Source organism: Micromonospora sp. SD19 (assembly GCF_054462275.1).
In genome coordinates this window covers 1,089,492-1,107,950 of record NZ_JBTLMN010000002.1, presented here as the reverse complement: position 1 = coordinate 1,107,950, position 18,459 = coordinate 1,089,492, and the positions used below count along the sequence as shown (strand labels likewise).

Here is an 18,459-nt window from a genome sequence, read left to right as displayed (position 1 = left end):
GTAGCCGGCCTCCCGACGTGGACCAGTCTCCCGACACTGACCTGGCGAGCATCTACCGCGCGGAGTACGGCCGCTGCGTCGCCACCCTTGCCCGCCTCCTCGGCGACATCAACCTCGCCGAGGAGGCGGTGCAGGACGCGTTCACCACAGCGCTGCAGAAGTGGCAGACCCCGCCGCCGAACCCCGGCGCCTGGATCGTGACCACCGCACGCAACCGGGCCGTCGACCGGCTTCGCCGGGAGTCGACCCGGGAGGCCCGGCACGCCCAGGCCCTGCTGCTGCACCAACAGGACGAGCCCAGGGAGGTGGGACCGGTGCAGGACGACCAGCTTCGACTCATGTTCACCTGCTGCCACCCGGCACTCGCTCCGGAGGCGCGGACGGCCCTCACGCTGCGCCTGCTCGGTGGCCTCGACGTGCCGGAGATCGCCCGGGCCTATCTGATTCAGGAGGCGACGGTCGCTCAGCGGATCGTGCGCGCCAAGAAGAAGATCCGCGACGCCGCCATCCCGTACCGGGTGCCCGCCGCACATGAGCTGCCGGACCGGTTGCCGCCCGTGCTCACCGTGCTTTATCTGATGTTCAACGAGGGCTACGCGTCCACCGCCGGACCGTTGATCAGAACGGACCTGTGCACCGAGGCGATCCGGCTCGCCCGCGAACTCGCCGCGTTGATGCCCGATGAGCCCGAGGTCCTGGGTCTGCTCGCGCTGCTGCTGCTGACCGAGGCGCGCCGCCCGGCCCGGCTCGACCCGGCCGGCGAACTGGTGCTGCTGGCCGACCAGGACCGGTCGCTGTGGAACGTGGCCCTCATCGCCGAGGGCCACGACCTGGTCCGTCGATGCCTGCGCCGCAACCAGCCCGGCCCGTACCAGATCCAGGCCGCGATCAGCGCGGTGCACACCGACGGCGCCGCCACCGACTGGCAGCAGGTCCTGGCGCTCTACGACCAGCTCCTCGCGCTCGCGCCAACCCCTGTCGTCGCGCTGAACCGTGCGGTCGCCGTGGCCGAGGTGCACGGACCGACGGTGGCCCTCGCCGCGTTGGAGGGTGTCGACCTTCCGGGCTTTCACCGGCTGCCCGCCACCCGTGCCGAGTTGCTGGCCCGGCTCGGACGGGACGACGAGGCCCGAGCCGCCTACGACCAGGCCATGGCTTTGGCTACCAACGAGACCGAGCGGGCCTACCTGCGGACCCGTCGCCGCCAACTGACACGTGAATGGAGAGCCCGAGGTCCGCGACGCCGGGGTGACCCGGATGAGGAGCCCCCCGGCGACGGTGGTGTCGAACACGCTGGCGGGCTCCCTCGACTGGCCCGGTGATCACCGGTCAGACCGGAACTGAGCCGATCTTCCAGGGCGCGGCCGATTTCGACCTGGAGCTGATCGGGAGCCGGACCCTCGACGGCCGGTCCCTGGAACTCAGCTACCGGCCCACCCTGCACGCCTGAGCCGCCTACGCGCCGGTCAGCTGTCCGCGCTCTGGTGCCGCGGTGCCTCATCGTCCGCGACCCGGATGATCGTCTTGCCCGGTGCGCGGCGGTGACGAGCGAACGCCGAGGCCGTCTCGTGCAGCGGTCGCACGGCGCCGACGATGGGTTTGAGCCGTCCGGCCCGCAGGCGCTGGGCGAGGTCGATCAACCGGGCGCGATCAGGCTCGACGACGAAGAAGACGGCTCTCCCGTCCTTCGGCTGGACGGTGGGCGGCGTGGCGATGGTGACGACGGTGCCGCCGGGGCGTACGAGTTCGGTCGACCGCCGGAGGATGTCGCCGCCGATGACGTCGAGCACCACGTCCACCTCGCCGACCCGGCGCAGATCGTCGGCGTCCAGGTCGAGGAACGTCTGCGCGCCGAGGCTGAGCGCGAGGTCCCGGTCGTCGGCCCGGCCGGTGCCAATCACGTGCGCGCCCACCTCCCGCGCGAGTTGAATGGCGATCGAGCCGACGCCTCCCGCGGCGCCGTGAATGAGGACGGTCTGACCGGTCGCGAGGTGAGCGTGGTCGAACAGCCCCTGCCATGCGGTCAGTCCGGAAATGGGCAGCGCCGCGGCCACGGTGTGGTCGATGTCGGCCGCGAGCGGGGCGAGGTTGCGAGCCTCCACCGCCGTGAATTCGGCCAGCGACCCGTTGCGCGCCCAGTCGGTCAGTCCGAACACCCGCTGACCCACTGTGAGGCCGGTGGTGCCGTAGCCGAGTTCGACCACGACTCCGGACAACTCGTGCCCGGGGATGCTGGGTGTCCGGTCGCGGCCGGCACGATCGGACCACGTCGCCGGCCAGTCGAGCTCTCCGGGGGTGAAGCCCGCGGCGTGAACGCGCACGATGACGTCGTTCTCCGCGGCATGAGGGTGCGGCATGTCGGTCAGCGTGAGCCCGCTGATCCCCGCGTCACGGTCGCGTACGGTGATCGCTCGCATGAGTGTCCAATCAACTCGGCCAGGGCGACCCGACGATGCGCTCGACAGTCGTCACGCGCTGGAAGCCGGGGATGAAGTGTTCGAGGATGTCCGAGTTCACGGTGCCGTTCGTGGTCTCGGGGCGGTTCTTCAGCCCGTCGACGTGGGCGCGCAGGAACTCGTTCTTGAAGTCCCCGCGTGGATGGGCGGCGAGGATGTCGCCGAGCTGATCGTGGTCCAGCCCGTCCAGACCGAGGCCGAGGACATCGGTCAGCACACCGAGGTACGTGGTCGCGATCTCCGGGCCCATCCGGTCGGGAATGCCGGGCGAGGTGTGCAGCGCGACCGCCGTCCACACGGTCTCGGCGGCGGCGGTCGAGAAACCCCGGCCCATCAGGAACGCGCGCGCGTGGTCGGCGCTGTCGATCTCGAAGCGCTGCTCGACGTCGGAGAACGGGGTCAGCAGGCCGGTGTCGTGGAACATGGCCGCCAGATAGAGCAGCTCCGGGTCCGGTTTCACGCCGAGCCGGTGGGCGTGGATCAGGCCGAAGAAGAAGACCCGGCGGGAGTGGTGGTAAATGACCGGCCTGGTGGTTTCCTGGATGTGCCGGGTCGCTTCGGCGACCGCCGCTGTATCCGGAATCTCCAACCCCGCGATGACCTCTGACATGTCCTCCGACCTTCCCGGCACTGTGCGCAGCCGTGTTGACGCCCCCCATGCTGCCCACCGATCGTCGTACGGCGCCGCCCTCGTCCGGCCAGGAATCCCTCATATCCGGACGCGGTCTGCGGCTGGTGGAGGGCGTGCTACCAATGAGCGGTGCCGAACACCGGTCCGCATCGGGTCGCGATCCTCGTCTACGACGGGGTGACATTGTTGGACGTCGCCGGTCCGGCGGAGGTGTTCAAGGAGGCGAACCGCTTCGGTGCCGACTACCGGATCGTGCTGCTGTCGCCGACCGGTGCGGAGGTCACCTCCAGTCTCGGGGTCCGGATGGCGGTGGACGGTGCGATCGCCGCCGAGCCAGCGTTCGACACCCTGCTGGTGGCCGGGTCCGACCACTATCCGAGCGCCCAGGTGCCCGCCGGCCTGGTGGACGCTCGACCAGGGTCACACCGCGACGCGAGCCGCGACCCTGGCGGGGTTCCCCAGCTACGAGAGCCTGCGACGGGTCTTCGCCCGGAAGTTGTCGATCAGCCCCGCCGCCTACCAACGGCGGTTCAGTACGGCGCGCCGCAGCGAGGTGGGCTAGGTGTTCTGCGCGTGGCCGCCCGCCGGGTACGGGCGGACGGCCACGCGGCTCGGCCGGATCCGATCACCACTGGTGGGCGACGTCGAGCACCACCCGGCTGTGGGTGCCCGGTCCGGCCAGTACGAGCACGCGGAACGGCAACCGCGCCCGTACGCCGACGGCGAAGGTGCTGTAGCCCTCGTAGCTGCCGCCGAAGACCACGTCGCGCAGCGTCGGATAGCGCAACAGGTTGCTCACGTGCTCGCCGACCGCGTACGGCACGGTGCCCAGGTGGTCGTCGTCGTACGCGGGGGCCCGCAGCGAGACCCGCAGCAGCGCGCCCCCGGCGGTGTACGGCGACAGGGCCAACCCTTCGCCCTCGGTCCACGTCTCGCCGTAGCCGATCGCGTAACCGTTGACCGGGCCGGCGAACTCGAACACCACCCGGTCGTAGCAGTCGTGCCGGCCGGTCCGGACCTCGACCAGCGGCGCGTCACTCAACGCGCCGGCCGACTTTTCCGCGCTGCCCCAGGTGATCCCGCAGTACGCGGCCGTCGTGCCGCCCGCCGCGGTGCTGCTGCCGGCGCTGGCGACCAGGCCGGCGAGGACGACCGCCAGCGCGGTCAGTGCGCTCCTGATCCTCATTGTGGTTTCTCCGTTCGGTGTCGGGGCCACGTCGCGGCGGCGCTGCCGGTGACCCTCTGCCGCCACCGTCGTCCCGCCCCGCCACAGGGGCTTCGCCGTGGCGTAACCGCTGGGTAACAGCGGACGGGGTCAGTCGACCGAGGGCGGCCGGTCCAGGGTGCGCAACGGTGAGAAGAACACCGGAAGCCAGGTCAACGCGTTCGCGGCCGCGCCCACCACCAGTGCGGTGCGGACGTTCGCGTACTGGCCGAGCACCCCGGCGAGCACCGCGCCGATGGCGAGCGCCCCGGTGAGCAGGAACCGGAAGGTGGCGTTCATCCGGCCGAGCAACTCGTCCGGGGTGGCGCCTTGGCGCAGGCTGACTCCGATCACGTTGCCCACCCCCGTCCGCCAGGCCAGTGCCAGCCAGCCACTCGCCGCCACCCAGAGCATCGGTCCGGTGTCGATCAGCGTGACCAGTCCACCGAGGGGTGCCACGAGCAGGCCGGGTAGCCAGAGCGCGCGACCGTGCCCGATCCGCTCGGCGAGTGGGCGGGCGGTCACCGCGCCGAGCAGAGCGCCGATTCCGCCCGCACCGAGGAAGAGGCCGAGCGCGGCGGGGCCCAGCCCGAGTTCGCGCAGGAACACCACCGGCAGCATGGCGGTGGTCAGCTGCATGGTCAGGTTGATGCTCGCGGTCGACAGTGCGAGCGGACGCAGCAGAGGGCTGCCGGTCACGTGCCGGACACCGGCGCCGAGCTGCTGGGCGAAGCCGCCCGGTGCCCGGGGCTGGCGCGGGCGGGGCGTCTCGGCGCGGATCCGGGCCAGGATCACCCCGGAGACCACGTAGGCCACCGCGTCCAGCACGATCGCGACCGGCGCGGTCAGCGCCTGCACGACGATCCCGCCGAGTCCTCGTCCGGCGATCTGCATGGTGGCGTTGGTGCTCATCATCAGTGCGTTCGCCGCGACCAGTCGGTCCCGACCGACCACCTGCGGCAGAAAGCTCTGCGCGGCGACGTCGGCGAAGACGGTGCCGACCCCGGTCAGCAGCACCACCAGGTAGAGCTGGGGGATGCTCAGCACGCCGGCCCACCACGCCAGCGGCACGGACGCCACCAGCGCGGCGCGGCTGAGGTCGGCGGTGACCAGGACGGCGCGCCGTGGCAGCCGGTCCACCCAGACCCCGGCCGGCAGGCCGATCAGCAGGAACGCGGCGGTGCTCAGCGCACCGAGCAGACCCACCTCAGCGGGCGTTGCCGCCAGCAGGGACACGGCCATCACCGGTACGGCCAACTGGCCGATGTGGAAGCTGATGCCGTCGATGAGGGCCGCGGCGTAGAGCAGTCGGAAGGAGCGCGGCCAGGGGCTCCGGTGCGTTGGTGTGGTTGTCGTCGGGGCGGTGGTCACACCGTCCACGGTGCCGGCCGCGCCGCGTCGAACCGATAGATTCGACTCTCGCCGAATCCGTCGGGAGCGCCAATGATGCTGGTCGGCATGGACGCGCGGGACCTGGCGATGACGCGCTTCGCGGTGTCGCCACTGTGGGAGGCGGTGGCCAGCGTGCGGGTCATCAAGCGGCCGCAGCAGTTCCCGGAGCACCTGGCCTGGTACGAGCGGGTCCGGCCCCGGCTGGCCGGGGTGGACTGGCGGCTCTTCGCCGACCTGGTGCGGATGCCGACGCCGGTCATCCCCACCTTCCTCTGCCCGCCTCCGGCCATGTCGCAGCCCACCCTCGACGTGGAGTTGGCGACGCTGCTCGCCACCTCTCCGGAGGCGGTTCGGGCCGGTGTCGAAGCGCTGCCCGAGCCGCGCTCGCCGCGCCTGGCGGCGCTGCACGCCGACCCGGCCACCGAGCTGTCCCGGCTGGCCACGGCGATCCGGGGGTACGCCGACGCGGTCATCGCGCCCTACTGGCCCCGGATGCGAGCCCTGCTGGAGCGGGAGGTGCTGCTCGGCGCGCAGCGGATGGCCACCGACGGGGTGCACGGTCTGCTCAATCACCTGAACCGGTTCGTCCGGCTGGAGGCCGGGACGCTGACCGTGGAGCACGTCACAGTGGCCGGCACGGTGCGACTCGACGGGCGGGGTCTGCTGCTCGTACCGTCGGTGTTCATCGGCGCTCGGGTGTGGTCGAACTTCGACTCCGCGGGGCAGCCGGTGCTGCGGTTCCCGGCGCGGGCGGTGGGCACGCTCTGGGAACGGGATCCGACCCCGCGCGGGCGAGGGTTGGCGCGGGTGCTGGGTCGAACCCGGGCGGCGCTGCTGCACGAGCTGGCGGTCCCGACCTCGACCCTGGAACTGGCCGGTCGGTGTGGCCTCGCGCCGGGCACCGTGTCGCAGCACCTTGGTGCGCTGCGCGAAGCCGGCCTGGTGGGCGCGCACCGCGTCGGACGCTTCGTGCTCTACGCCCGCACCACAGCGGCTGAGGCGTTGATCGCCGCCAGTGGTGCGAGTGCCACCTGAGGTCGGTCCGCCGCGACGGGTGACCGCCGGCGGCCGGGGTGCTGGACGCGGCCACGGTATGACGCTTCCGCTATGCCTGACATCGATCGCCGTCACAGTAACATCTACGTGCATCGATGACCCGGTGGCTGGTGGCCGCCGGACGAGCGCAGGGGAGTGCGTGATGCTTCGACGACAACTGAGACGTGCGGCGCTGGCCATGCTGGTGGCGATCCTGGCGGCGGCCGGGATGCAGCTCGCCACCGGCGCTCCGGCCGCCGCCGTCCGGACCGTCTACTACGACGCGAGCCGCACCGGTGAGTTCCGGACCAACTTCGACCAGGCGGCGCAGATCTGGAACAGCCGGGTCAGCAACGTCCGGCTGCTGGCCGGCACCCCGGCCAGCATCACCATCTACGTCGACGACGGCTGGCCCCGGGCACAACCGACCGGCCTCGGGTCGGGCCGGATCTGGATGGGCCGCACGGCCGTCAACCAGGGCTACGACCGCAACCGCATCGCCGCCCACGAGATCGGCCACATCCTGGGCCTGCCGGACCGGCGTACCGGGTTGTGCACCGACCTGATGTCCGGCAGCAGCGCCCCGGTGTCCTGCCGCAACGCGAACCCCAGCTCCACCGAGGCGAGCCGGGTGAACTCGCTGTTCGCCGGCAGCCTGGCCGCGCCCGTGAGCACGACGTACACCTGGAGCGGCGACTCGGACATCGCGCCGTTGGTGGTCGGCGGCCGGCCGGCGTCGGAGAACTACCCGTTCATGGTGTACGTCTCCGGCTGCACCGGCACGCTGATCAAGGCCAACTGGGCGGTCACCGCGAAGCACTGCTCGACGCCGTCCTCGGTGCGGGTGGGCAGCATCAACCGCTCCAGCGGGGGGACCGTCGTGCCGGTCACCCGGGCGGTCAACCACCCGAGCGTCGACGTCAAGCTGCTGCAACTGGCCAGCTCGGTCACGTACGCCCCGGCACCGATCCCGAGCACCTCCGGTGCGGTCGGCACCGCCACCCGGATCATCGGCTGGGGTCAGACCTGTGCCCCCCGGGGCTGCGGGTCCGCGCCGACGGTGGCCAACGAACTGGACACCTCCATCGTGTCCGACAGCCGGTGCTCCGGCATCAACGGCCCGTACGAGATCTGCACCAACAACACCAACGGCAATTCCGGCGCCTGCTACGGCGACTCGGGTGGGCCGCAGGTGCGCAAGGTCAACGGGGTGTGGAACCTGATCGGCGCGACGAGTCGGGCCGGCAACAACAACTCCACCTGCGCCACCGGCCCGTCCATCTATGTGGACCTGCCGTCCATCCGCTCGTGGATCTCCACTCAGGTCGGCGGCCTGCCCGTCTGACCGGCACTGACACCGTGGGCGGGGACGCGCGACGCACGCGCCCCCGCCCCGGTGTGCCGGTGTCACCACGCGCTCGCCGGACGCGGTACCGTGCGTGGCATCTCGGCACATCGGAGGTCGCTTCATGCCCGCCGTCGTCGTCCTCGCGCTGACCCTCGCCCTCGCCCCGGCGCCGTCGCCGTCGCCGTCGGCCACGTCGAATCCGCTCGGCGACATCATCGGTGGGGTCGGTCAGATCGTCGACGACCTGCTCGGCGGCGGCGGTGACCCGCCCAGTGCCGCTCCGACGCCGAGCGCCACCGCGACCGCTGTGCCCACGCCCAGTCGGCCGCCGGCCGCCGGTCAGCCCACCCCGGTGCGGACCACGGCGATCCCGGCGCCCGCCGGTCCGGTGGGTGATGCTCCCGCACCCGCAGCCCCCGCCCCTGATCGCCGCACCGTCGGCGAGAGCACCGACACCCGCGAGGTCGTCGTGCCCCAGCGCGACGGCGACACCCCCGAACCGGCCGCCCCGCCGGTGCTCGCCAACCCCGCCCGCGATGCCTGGCCACCCGCGTCGTACCTGCTGGTCGGGGTGCTGCTCGCGGTGCTGGCGCTGCTGCTCCTGCGCCGCCGCGCCCCAGCCCCCGCCGTTGCCGCACCCGCACCGGACCCCGGTCCCGTGCCGGATTCCGGTCCCGCACCGGATCCCGACCCGGTTCCGGACAACGACAACGTCAGCCGCCTGCCGACCAGCCTCAACGCCATCTACGAGATGGGCCGGCTGGACGAGCGACTCGAACAGGAACGGCGGCGGCGCACCTGATGGCGCACCGCCGCCGACGGTCTCAGCGCGCCGGGTAGCCGCCCTCACGCCGGGGGATCTCGTCGTCGTACGCCCCGACCGGGCCGCTGTAGCGGGTCCTGCCCTTCGGGTACGGCCAGGCGTTCGCGGTGCAACCGTGCAGGCCCAGCGTCTGCTGCTGCATCACCGGCGCCGCCCGTCCCCGCCCGGGGCACCGCTCGTGGCCGTACCCGAGTTTGTGTCCCACCTCGTGGTTGACCATGTACTGCCGGTAGGTGTCGAGGCTCGCGCCGTACCGCGGCACCCCCTTGACCCAACGCGCCACGTTGAGCACCACCCGGGCACCGTTGCGGCACGAGGTGTAGGCGTCCGGCACGTCCTGGCAGAGCGTGTCGCGGGTGCCGGGGGTCGCCAGGTAGATGGTGAAGTCGGTCGGTTCACCGGCACCGACCCGGCGCAGCCGCCACGCGCCGCCCGCCGTCCACCCGCGCGGGTCGTTCAACGTCGTGGTGATCGCGGTAGCGATGTCAGCCGTCGCCAGGCCCCGGATGTCGCGCTCCACGGCGACCCGGTAGCGCAGCAACCGGCCGCCCGTCGCGCGTCCCGGCGTCGTCTCGCCGGACGCCACCGACCAGCGGTTACCGCCGGTGGCGGGGTAGCTCACCGGGATGACCGGTGCGGAACTGGCCAGTACCTCGGTGGTCGCGCTCGGCCGCCCGGCGGGTGCCGCCGGCCCGGCGGGCAGCTCTCCGGCGGCGACCGGATCGGTGGCCGGTTCCCCGGCGGCCGGCAGACCGCATCCGGTGAGCAATGCCATCACCAGCAGTGATGCCATCGAGGCGGGACCCCAGCGGCGGGTAACCTTCGTCGACATGTCTCTCCCCTCGCGCAACGCTCGGCGGCGGCGCGGAGGAGAAGACGGGTGACCGTGGCGAAAAGTTGATGTGACCCAGGCTCAACCTTTTACCGGCCCCGCCCGTCTCTAGCTCTGTGGCACGGGGAGGGTTCGCGGTGGCGCGGGGGGACGCGGATTTCGTGGAGTTCGCGCGGGCGGCGTCCGCGCGACTGGTGCACGCCGCGTACCTGATGACCGGCGACCACCACCAGGCCGAGGACGCCGCGCAGACCGCCCTGGTCCGTACCTACGCGTCGTGGTCACGGATCCACGACGACGACGCCTACGGGTACGCGCGCCGCACGCTGGTCAACCATCTGGTGGACGGGTGGCGACGGCCGATGCGGGAGTACCCGACCGACGAGGTGCCGGAACAGCGGCGTGGCGATGTGGCCGACGACGTGGCAACCCGGCGCTGGTTGATCGCCATCCTCGGTGCGCTCAGCCCCCGGGAGCGCGCCATCGTCGTCCTGCGCTACTACTTCGACCTGCCGGAGGCGCAGGTGGCCCGGGAACTCTCGGTATCCGTCGGCACCGTCAAGAGCACCAGTTCGCGGGCTCTGGAGAAATTGCGCAGCGCCACGCCCAGGATGGCCGATGAGGAGGCGCGCCGATGAGCGAGCTGGAACGGCTCCGCCAGGCCATGCGGGCGACCGAGCGTCCCGACGCCGGGCTCGATCTGGGCGCCGTGATGCGCGAGGGACGTCGGTTGCGTACCCGTCGGCGCGTCGCCGCGGCCGGGGCGGCGACGCTCGCGACCGGCCTGGCCGCCGCGGTCGTCGCGGTAGCGGTCGGCGTGTCCGTGCCGGGCGATCCGACGCCGACCGAGCCTCTGCCGCCGGCCGCTGTCGCTCCGCCGACGATTGCCGACTCGCCGACGGCGCAGAAGTCGCAGGACGCCACGCCGCCGCCGACGCTGGCCACCGACAAGCCGCTGGCGAAGCCCCTGGGCCAGTTGGTGGACAGCGGGGTACGGCACGGCAGCGAGCGCCGCATGTACTACTTCGTCCCGGTGTCCGTGCCCGGCGAACCCAAGGTGTCCATCGGCCTGGCCGCCGGTCGCCAAACCCCCGGCGGCTCGTTGACCACTGACATCCTGGTCAACGACGTCGAGGGCAGTGACCGCAGCGCAGGGTTCCACCAGATCGGCTACGACGAGGGGTCAGCCGCCGCGCCGGTGCCCACCTTCGGCTACTTCGTCGGCCCCGCCGAGCGGATCATCGGCACCGTCGACGGTCGGCAGGTCGACGCCCGGGTGACGCGGTGGAGTGTCGACAGCCAGGTGGTGATCTTCTGGTTCGACCCGGAGCACCTCACCCCGGGGGAGCGGCTGGACGGCATCATCGCCCGCGACGGCGGCGGTCGCCGACTCTGACGCGCTGCCGCCGCTCAGCCCAGCCGACGCTCGATGGTCACCGTCGTCCCCTCGGCGGTGGAGACCAGCCGCACGTCGCCGTAGGCGTTCATCAGCAGCGCGCCGCGCCCGCGGTCCATGGCCGGTCGGCGGTCCCGCCAGGTGCCGAAGTCCCGTACCGAGATCCGGACCAGGCCGCCACCCAGCTGGACGCGCACCCGCACCTCCGGGCGGCTGGGCCGCTGCGCGTGCTCGACGGCGTTGTTCATGGCCTCGGAGGCCGCGAGCAGGAGATCCTCCAGGACGTCCGTGTCGACGTCCAGCTCGCCCAGGACGCCGCGTACGTCCCGACGCAGCGCCGCCGCCGAGGTGGGTTCGGACGGGTACGTCCACCCGACGTCCAGGAGATCGCCCAGCGCGTCCGGGTCGGCCGGCGTCGGCGCGAGCACCACCGCGTCGCGGACGGGTTCGGCAGCCGGATCCGCCTTGACGGGGCTGACCGGGGTCGGGTGCGGAGCGGGGGCGGCGGCGGCAGTCGCCGGTTCGCCGCCGAGGGCCGTCGCAGGGGTACGGTCGCGGGCCCGGCGGATGCTGGCTCGGATCCGGGCGACCAACTCGGCTGCGGCGAACGGTTTCACCAGGTAGTCGTCGGCACCCAGGCTCAGGCCCTCCACGCTGGCCTCACCGCCGGCACGGGCGGAGAGCACCAGCACCGGCAGCGCCCGGGTCGCCGGATCGGCCCGGAGTCGGCGCACCAGGTCGAAGCCGTCCATCACCGGCATCATCACGTCGGTCAGCACCAGGTCCGGCAGGTCGCGGTGGATCTCGTCGAAGGCCTGCTGACCGTCGGTGACGGCCCGCACCCGCCAGCCCTGCGCGGTGAGCAGCCGGGTGAGGTACGCCCGCATGTCGGCGTTGTCGTCGGCGAGCAGGATCCGGGCCCCGGCCAGCTCGTCCGTGGTCGTTCGGGTCGCGGGGTCGGGTTCGGTCACCGCGTCGCTCGGTTCGGTGAGCCAGCCCACCGCCTCCTCGACGGCGGCCCGGGCCGCGTCACCCCGCCCGCCGACCGTCGGGCCGCTGACCGCGGTGCGGTGCGTCGCCGACCACGGCAGCGTCACAGTGAACCGGCTGCCGACGCCCACCTGGCTGGTCACCCGGACGTCGCCGCCCTCCAGCCGGGCCAACTCGTGCACCAGGGCCAGACCGATGCCCGTGCCCTCGTGACTGCGCGAGCGGGCGCCGCGTACCCGATGGAAGCGTTCGAAGAGTTTCGGCAGGTCCCGTTCCGCGATGCCGATGCCGGTGTCCGCGACGGTGAGACGCACCTCCTCGTCGTCGGCGTCGAGGGTGACCCGGATGCGGCCGATGAACGTGTACTTGAGGGCGTTGGAGAGCAGGTTCGTGACGATGCGTTCCCAGTTGACCGGGTCGACAGAGACCGGCCGGGGCAGCGGTGGGCAGCTCACCTCGAGGGTCAACCCGGCCCGCTCGACGGCGGCCCGGAACACCCCGGCGAGCTCGGCGGTCAGCGCGGCCAGGTCGACCACCCGGGCGTCGCTGCGCGCCCGCCCGGCCTCCAGGCTGGAGAAGGTGAGCAGGCTGTTGACGAGCGTCAACAGTCGCGTCGCGTTACGCCAGCCGGTCTCCACCCGCTCCCGCTGCACCGGTGCCAGCGGCGCGGTGGCGTCGGTGAGGGCGTCGGTCAGCGGGCCGAGGATGAGGGTCAGCGGGGTACGGAACTCGTGGCTGACGTTGGCGAAGAAGTCGGTCTTGAGGCGGTCCAGTTCCGCCATCGCCTCGATGCGGCGCCGCTCCTCCTCGTACTCCTGGGCGTTGCGCAACGCCACCGAGATCTGCTGGGCGAGGAGCTGGTGGAACGAGCGGTACGCCTCGTCGAGCCCACGGCTGGGGCTCACCCCGGCGAGCAGGACGCCGCGGGGCTGACCCTCGTCGGCGGAGGACAGCGGCAGCGCCAGCGCGGTGCGGACCGGGTCGTCCCACGGGCCGGCGGGCAGCGGCAACCGGTCGGCGACGTCGGTCACCTCGGTCGCCCGGCCCTCGGCCGCGTCCGCCAGCCCCCAGGCGTACGCGGGCGGGCCCGGGTCGGTCAGCTCGACGGCGTCCGGCAGGGTCTGGGCGTGCCGCCGGTCGCCGCCGGTGCAGGCGATCCGGCGCAGTGTCGTGCCGTCGCGCAGGTAGATGGCGGCGAACGGCACGTCCAGGGGGTGGTCGTCGATCACGCCGACCAGCCGTGCGCCGGTGGCGTCCACGTCGACGGTGCGCCCGTCGCCGAGCACTGACAGGTCGCGCAGGAGGCGCAGCCGACGTTCGCCGATCACCTGCTGGGTGACCTCGCTGCACACGGTCAGCACGCCGACGGTGCGCCCGTCGTCGTCGCGGGCGGGGGCGTGCGAGACGCTGAAGTACGCCTCTTCGCGGTAGCCGGCCCGGCTGAGCAGCAGTTGCAGCGCGGGGACCCAGCTGGCCACCGAGGTCGCCATGGCCTCCTCGACCAGTGGGGCGAGCACGTCCCAGACCTCGGCCAGGGTCACCCGCACGTCGTCGCCGAGCGCGGCGGGGTGCTTGTCGCCGATCAGCGCCGAGTAGGCGTCGTTGTAGAGCTGGGAGTAGTTCTCGCCCCAGAGCAGCAGCATGGGGTACCGGGAGGAGAGCACCATCCGGACGGCGGCGCGCAGGCTCTGCGGCCATTCGCTGACCGGGCCGAGCGGGGTGCGGGCCCAGTCCAGCTCGGCCATCAACCGCCCGGTTTCGCCGCCGCCGAGGAACAGGTCGCTGCTGGGTCGTGTCACGCTCGATCCGACCCCATCGCAAGCCCCCGTTCCGGGCCTGACGACCCCTGCCGCGTTACCTACCCATCCTGACACTTCTACTCAGCTGTGCTGACGCCGGTACCCACCGTCGAACCGGCGGCGGTTCGGGACGAACGACCGATGCCTAGTACATCGACATCTGTAATTGTCTCGGGTATCCCTCCGACCCCGAGGAGCCCCCATGAGAGGCAGAACGCTGAGCGCGAGAGTCGCGCTCGCCGTGTTCGCCGCGACGACCGTGACGCTGGCCGCCCAACCGGTGACCGCGTCACCCCCGACCGCCACGACGGTGGCCCGGCCGATCGCCGGGTCCGTCGCCGCACTCGCAGCGCCGGACATCTCCGTCAGCAACGTCCAGGCGCACCTGACCCAGTTCAACGCCATCGCCACCAGCAACGGTGGCAACCGACGGGCCGGCTCGGCCGGCTACACCGCCTCGCTCACCTACGTCAAGACCAGGCTCCAGTCGGCCGGCTACACCGTCAGCGAGCAGTACTGCTCCAGTTGCACGTACCCCTCGAACAACCTCATCGCCGAGTGGCCCGGCGGCCCGGCCGACCAGGTGGTCATGTTCGGCGCGCACCTGGACGGCGTCTCGGCCGGTCCGGGCATCAACGACAACGCCACGGGTTCCTCGACCCTGCTGGAGAACGCGCTGGTCCTGGCCGTGCAGAACCCGACGATGACCAAGCGGGTGCGGTTCGCCTGGTGGACCGACGAGGAGCAGGGGCTCAACGGCTCCCGGTTCTACGTCAACTCGCTCACCAGCACCCAGCGCGGCTACATCAAGGGTTACTACAACTTCGACATGGTCGGCTCGGTCAACGGCGGCTACTTCATCAACCGGGTCACCTCGACCACCGCGGTGCCGCTGAAGGCGTACTGGGACTCCCTGGGCCTGCAACCGGAGGAGAACGTCGAGGGGCAGGGCCGCTCCGACGACTACTACTTCCAGCAGGCCGGCATCCCCACCTCGGGCTACGCCGCCGGGGCCAGCGCCCGCAAGACCAGCGCCCAGGCGGCCAAGTGGGGTGGCACCGCCAACTCCGCGTACGACCCGTGCTACCACCGGTCCTGTGACACCACCGCCAACGTCAGCGCCACGGTGCTGAACCGGGCGGCCGACGGTGTCGCGTACGCGCTGTGGCAACTCGCCGTGGGTGGCGGCACCCCGACCTGCGTCGGTGGTCAGGTGGTCGGAAACGGCGGCTTCGAGAACGGCAGCACGCCGTGGACCGCATCCTCCGGGGTGATCACCAACTCCAGCAGCAAGCCGGCCCGGACCGGGTCGTACAAGGCGTGGCTCAACGGGTACGGCAGCACCCGCACCGAGACCCTGTCCCAGTCGGTGACCGTGCCGGCCGGGTGCGCCAGCTACACGCTGTCGTTCTGGACGCGCATCGACACCGCCGAGACGACCACGTCCACGGCGTACGACAAGCTGACCGTGCGGATGGGCTCGACCACGCTGGCGACGTACTCGAACCTCAACGCCTCCAGCAGTTACGTCCAGCGCACGCTCAACGTGGCTGCGTACGCCGGGCAGACGGTGACGCTGACGTTCACCGGCACCGAGGACTCCTCGCTGCAGACCAGCTTCGTGATCGACGACGTGACGTTGCAGGCGAGCTGACCGCGTACCCCGTCAACGGGCCGCCACCGGTTCTCGCCGGTGGCGGCCCGTCACGTCGTGGGTCAGGGGAGCTGTGGGTAGAGCGCGGCGACGCCGCCGGCGAGCCCGGCCTGGACCTGCCGACTGATGTCGTCGGCGACGATCTCGTACGCGTCGGACTCGATGCCGTCCACGCCGATCTTGGCGATGGCCGCCGGGTCGGACTTCGGGCCGGTGATGTCCGCGGCCATGTCGGTGTCCAGGTAGCCGACGTGCAGGCCGGAGACCCGGACGCCCCGCTCGGCCAGTTGGACGCGCAGCACGTTGGTCATCGCCCACTCGGCGGACTTGGCGGCGCTGTAGGCCGGGTGGTTCGGCGAGCCGAACCAGGACAGCACGGAGAGCACGTTGAGGATCGTTCCGCCGCCGTTGCCGGCGATGACCGGTGCGAACGCCCGGATGGTCGACAGGGTGCCGATGTAGTGGGTCTCCAGCTCCAGCCGGACGAGGTCCAGGTCGCCGTCGAGGAGGTCGGTCCGGGTGTCGATGCCGGCGTTGTTGATCAGCAGGTTCACGCCGCCGGCCAGTTCGGCGGTGGCGGCCACCGAGGCGGGGTCGGTGATGTCGAGGCGTACCGGCGTCACGCCGGGCAGGTCGACGCTGTCGGGGTTGCGGGCGCCGGCGTAGACGGTGGCGCCCCGGGCGAGGAGTTCGGCGGCCAGGTGGCGGCCGAGGCCACGGTTGGCGCCGGTGACGAGGGCGGTGCTTCCAGCGAGCTTCATGGCCGTCACGCTATCCGGGCTGACTTCTGTTAGGCAAAGTCAGCTATCTCACCGGAGCAGGTCGACCGAATCGGGAATACGACCCGGACGCGCCCACAGCCGCACCGGTGACGACTCGTATCCTTTCCGCGAACCTCCGTACGAGCCGAGATGGGAGACGGTGTGAGCAACCAGGCCGAAACGTTGGAATTCCAGGCCGAGGCGCGTCAGCTCCTCCAGTTGGTGGTCCACTCGATCTACTCGAACAAGGACGTCTTCCTGCGGGAACTCATCTCGAACGCGTCCGACGCACTGGACAAGCTCCGGCTGGCCACCCTCGTCGACAAGGACCTCGTCGCCGACACCGACGACCTGCACGTCGCCCTGGAGATCGACCGCGACGCCCGCACCCTCACCGTGCGGGACAACGGCATCGGGATGACCCGCGACGAGGTCGTCCAGCTGATCGGCACGATCGCCAAGTCGGGCACCGCCGAGCTGCTGCGCCAGCTGCGGGAGTCCGCCGACGCCCACGCCAAGCAGGACCTCATCGGCCAGTTCGGCGTCGGCTTCTACGCCGCGTTCATGGTCGCCGACCGGGTCACCCTGCTGACCCGCAAGGCCGGCGAGACCGGCGGCACCCGTTGGGAGTCCACCGGCGAGGGCACGTACTCGATCGAGGCGGTCGACGAGGCGCCGCAGGGCACCACTGTGACGCTGCACCTCAAGCCGGCCGACACCGAGGACAACCTGCACGACTACACCGCCGAGTGGACCGTCCGCGACATCGTCAAGCGCTACTCCGACTTCATCGCCTGGCCGATCCGGATGAGCGTCGAACGCCCCGGCGCCGACGGTGAGCCCGCCGCCAGCGAGGTGCAGACCCTCAACTCCATGAAGGCGCTCTGGGCGCGGCCCCGCGACGAGGTCGACGCCGCCGAGTACAACGAGTTCTACAAGCACGTCAGCCACGACTGGGCCGACCCGCTCGAGGTCGTGCACATGAAGGGCGAGGGCACCTTCGAGTACGAGGCGCTGCTGTTCCTGCCCAGCCACGCCCCACTGGACCTGTTTTCCCCACAGGGCCGCCGAGGCGTCCAGCTCTACGTCAAGCGCGTCTTCATCATGGACGACTGCGAGGCGTTGGTCCCGACGTACCTGCGCTTCGTCAAGGGTGTCGTCGACGCGCACGACCTGTCGCTGAACATCTCCCGGGAGATCCTCCAGCAGGACCGGCAGATCCAGATCGTCCGCCGCCGCCTGGTCAAGAAGATCCTCGCCACGGTCAAGGACCTCAAGGCCAACCACGCCGAGCGCTACCGCACCTTCTGGACCGAGTTCGGCGCCGTGGTCAAGGAGGGGCTGATCGACGACACCGACAACCGGGACACCCTGCTGGACATCCTGTCGGTGGCCTCCACCAACGACCCGGCCGAACCCACCGACCTGGCCGGCTACGTGTCCCGGATGAAGGACGGGCAGAGCGACATCTGGTACGCCACCGGCGAATCCCGCGCCGCCATCGAGAACTCGCCGCACCTGGAGGCGTTCCGGGCCAAGGGACACGAGGTGCTGCTCCTCACCGACCAGGTCGACGAGGTGTGGGTCGAGCGGGTCGGCACGTACGACGGCAAGACGCTGCGCTCGATCGCCAAGGGCGAGATCGACCTGGACACCGACGAGGAGAAGCAGCAGGCCGAGGCCGAGCGTGAGCAGCAGCGACAGGAGTTCGCGGCGCTGCTCGACTGGCTGGGGACCACCCTCACCGACAGCGTCCGGGAGGTTCGCCTGTCATCCCGGCTGACCACCTCACCGGCCTGCGTCGTCGGCGACGCCCACGACCTCACCCCGACCCTGGAGAAGATGTACCGGGCGATGGGGCACGAGATTCCCCCGACCAAGCGGATCCTGGAGATCAACCCCGGCCACCCGCTGGTGTCCGGGCTGCGCAAGGCCCATGAACAGGGCAGCGACTCCACCGCCCTGACCGAGACCGCCGAGCTGCTCTACGGCTTGGCGGTGCTCGCCGAGGGTGGTGAGCTGACCGACCCGGCCCGCTTCACCCGGACGCTCGCCGACCGGTTGGCCCGCACCCTGTAACCGGCGGCCGACCGACAACAGGTGAACGCTCGGCCGGATCGCCGGCCGAGCGTTCACCT

16 protein-coding genes and 2 pseudogenes are annotated in these 18,459 nt (G+C 71.5%); 11 read left to right on the top strand and 7 right to left on the bottom strand.

Annotation, left to right across the window (positions count from 1 at the left end; genetic code table 11):
* Positions 1 to 17: 17 nt before the first annotated feature.
* On the top strand, positions 18 to 1,322 hold the full coding sequence (locus tag ACX27O_RS12375; RefSeq protein WP_245233637.1) for an RNA polymerase sigma factor: 1,305 nt from the start codon (positions 18 to 20) through the stop codon (positions 1,320 to 1,322).
* Positions 1,319 to 1,450, top strand: coding sequence for a hypothetical protein (locus ACX27O_RS12370; RefSeq protein ID WP_256443407.1), 132 nt, complete (start codon positions 1,319 to 1,321; stop codon positions 1,448 to 1,450). Before ACX27O_RS12375 ends, ACX27O_RS12370 begins: the two co-directional genes overlap by 4 nt.
* A 16-nt stretch (positions 1,451 to 1,466) precedes the next feature.
* Here ACX27O_RS12370 and ACX27O_RS12365 read toward each other — a convergent pair whose 3' ends face one another.
* Both ACX27O_RS12365 and ACX27O_RS12360 read right to left on the bottom strand, forming a co-directional pair.
* On the bottom strand, positions 1,467 to 2,417 hold the full coding sequence (locus tag ACX27O_RS12365; protein WP_458939443.1) for an NADP-dependent oxidoreductase: 951 nt from the start codon (positions 2,415 to 2,417) through the stop codon (positions 1,467 to 1,469).
* Positions 2,418 to 2,427: 10 nt separating this feature from the next.
* On the bottom strand, positions 2,428 to 3,066 hold the full coding sequence (locus ACX27O_RS12360; RefSeq protein ID WP_358138080.1) for an HD domain-containing protein: 639 nt from the start codon (positions 3,064 to 3,066) through the stop codon (positions 2,428 to 2,430).
* Between the two features lie 150 nt (positions 3,067 to 3,216).
* Between ACX27O_RS12360 and ACX27O_RS12355 the strand changes: the two are divergent.
* Positions 3,217 to 3,447, top strand: a pseudogene (locus ACX27O_RS12355) (DJ-1/PfpI family protein); the annotation flags it as partial.
* A gap of 265 nt (positions 3,448 to 3,712) precedes the next feature.
* On the opposite strand, the gene ACX27O_RS12350 reads toward ACX27O_RS12355, so the two are convergent.
* Positions 3,713 to 4,273: an AMIN-like domain-containing (lipo)protein gene (locus tag ACX27O_RS12350; RefSeq protein WP_030332442.1), complete on the bottom strand. Its 561-nt coding sequence runs from the start codon at positions 4,271 to 4,273 to the stop codon at positions 3,713 to 3,715.
* 129 nt (positions 4,274 to 4,402) lie between these two features.
* A complete protein-coding gene (locus ACX27O_RS12345) occupies positions 4,403 to 5,662 on the bottom strand; it encodes an MFS transporter (protein ID WP_458939442.1) in 1,260 nt (419 codons plus the stop codon).
* An 87-nt stretch (positions 5,663 to 5,749) separates the two neighbouring features.
* Between ACX27O_RS12345 and ACX27O_RS12340 the strand changes: the two genes are divergently transcribed.
* The 4 genes and pseudogenes from ACX27O_RS12340 (at position 5,750) to ACX27O_RS12325 (ending at position 8,868) form a co-directional block, all read left to right on the top strand.
* Positions 5,750 to 6,718, top strand: coding sequence for an ArsR/SmtB family transcription factor (locus ACX27O_RS12340; RefSeq protein ID WP_458939441.1), 969 nt, complete (start codon positions 5,750 to 5,752; stop codon positions 6,716 to 6,718).
* 58 nt (positions 6,719 to 6,776) lie between these two features.
* Positions 6,777 to 7,355 (top strand): annotated as a pseudogene (locus tag ACX27O_RS12335) (snapalysin family zinc-dependent metalloprotease); the annotation flags it as partial.
* Positions 7,356 to 7,373: 18 nt separating this feature from the next.
* Positions 7,374 to 8,063, top strand: a complete 690-nt coding sequence (locus ACX27O_RS12330; protein ID WP_458939476.1) for a S1 family peptidase — start codon at positions 7,374 to 7,376, stop codon at positions 8,061 to 8,063.
* A gap of 124 nt (positions 8,064 to 8,187) precedes the next feature.
* Entirely contained in the window at positions 8,188 to 8,868 is a 681-nt protein-coding gene (locus ACX27O_RS12325) for a hypothetical protein (RefSeq protein ID WP_458939440.1), read from the top strand.
* A gap of 22 nt (positions 8,869 to 8,890) precedes the next feature.
* Here ACX27O_RS12325 and ACX27O_RS12320 read toward each other — a convergent pair whose 3' ends face one another.
* Positions 8,891 to 9,721 carry a DUF3152 domain-containing protein gene (locus ACX27O_RS12320; RefSeq protein WP_458939439.1) on the bottom strand — a complete coding sequence of 277 codons (831 nt, stop codon included), beginning with the start codon at positions 9,719 to 9,721 and terminating at the stop codon, positions 8,891 to 8,893.
* A 137-nt stretch (positions 9,722 to 9,858) separates the two neighbouring features.
* On the opposite strand from ACX27O_RS12320, the gene ACX27O_RS12315 reads away from it, so the two are divergent.
* Positions 9,859 to 10,359, top strand: coding sequence for a SigE family RNA polymerase sigma factor (locus ACX27O_RS12315; RefSeq protein WP_458939438.1), 501 nt, complete (start codon positions 9,859 to 9,861; stop codon positions 10,357 to 10,359).
* Positions 10,356 to 11,117: a hypothetical protein gene (locus tag ACX27O_RS12310; RefSeq protein WP_458939437.1), complete on the top strand. Its 762-nt coding sequence runs from the start codon at positions 10,356 to 10,358 to the stop codon at positions 11,115 to 11,117. Before ACX27O_RS12315 ends, ACX27O_RS12310 begins: the two co-directional genes overlap by 4 nt.
* A gap of 14 nt (positions 11,118 to 11,131) precedes the next feature.
* On the opposite strand, the gene ACX27O_RS12305 is transcribed toward ACX27O_RS12310, so the two are convergent.
* Complete coding sequence (locus tag ACX27O_RS12305; RefSeq protein ID WP_458939436.1) at positions 11,132 to 13,906, bottom strand: ATP-binding protein; 2,775 nt, start codon at positions 13,904 to 13,906, stop codon at positions 11,132 to 11,134.
* A 202-nt stretch (positions 13,907 to 14,108) separates the two neighbouring features.
* Between ACX27O_RS12305 and ACX27O_RS12300 the strand changes: the two genes are divergently transcribed.
* On the top strand, positions 14,109 to 15,560 hold the full coding sequence (locus ACX27O_RS12300) for a M28 family peptidase (RefSeq protein WP_357639235.1): 1,452 nt from the start codon (positions 14,109 to 14,111) through the stop codon (positions 15,558 to 15,560).
* 62 nt (positions 15,561 to 15,622) lie between these two features.
* On the opposite strand, the gene ACX27O_RS12295 is transcribed toward ACX27O_RS12300, so the two are convergent.
* Positions 15,623 to 16,321 carry an SDR family oxidoreductase gene (locus tag ACX27O_RS12295; protein WP_458939435.1) on the bottom strand — a complete coding sequence of 233 codons (699 nt, stop codon included), beginning with the start codon at positions 16,319 to 16,321 and terminating at the stop codon, positions 15,623 to 15,625.
* A gap of 150 nt (positions 16,322 to 16,471) precedes the next feature.
* On the opposite strand from ACX27O_RS12295, the gene htpG reads away from it, so the two are divergent.
* Positions 16,472 to 18,400, top strand: a complete 1,929-nt coding sequence (htpG, locus tag ACX27O_RS12290; protein ID WP_458939434.1) for a molecular chaperone HtpG — start codon at positions 16,472 to 16,474, stop codon at positions 18,398 to 18,400.
* Positions 18,401 to 18,459: the final 59 nt, after the last annotated feature.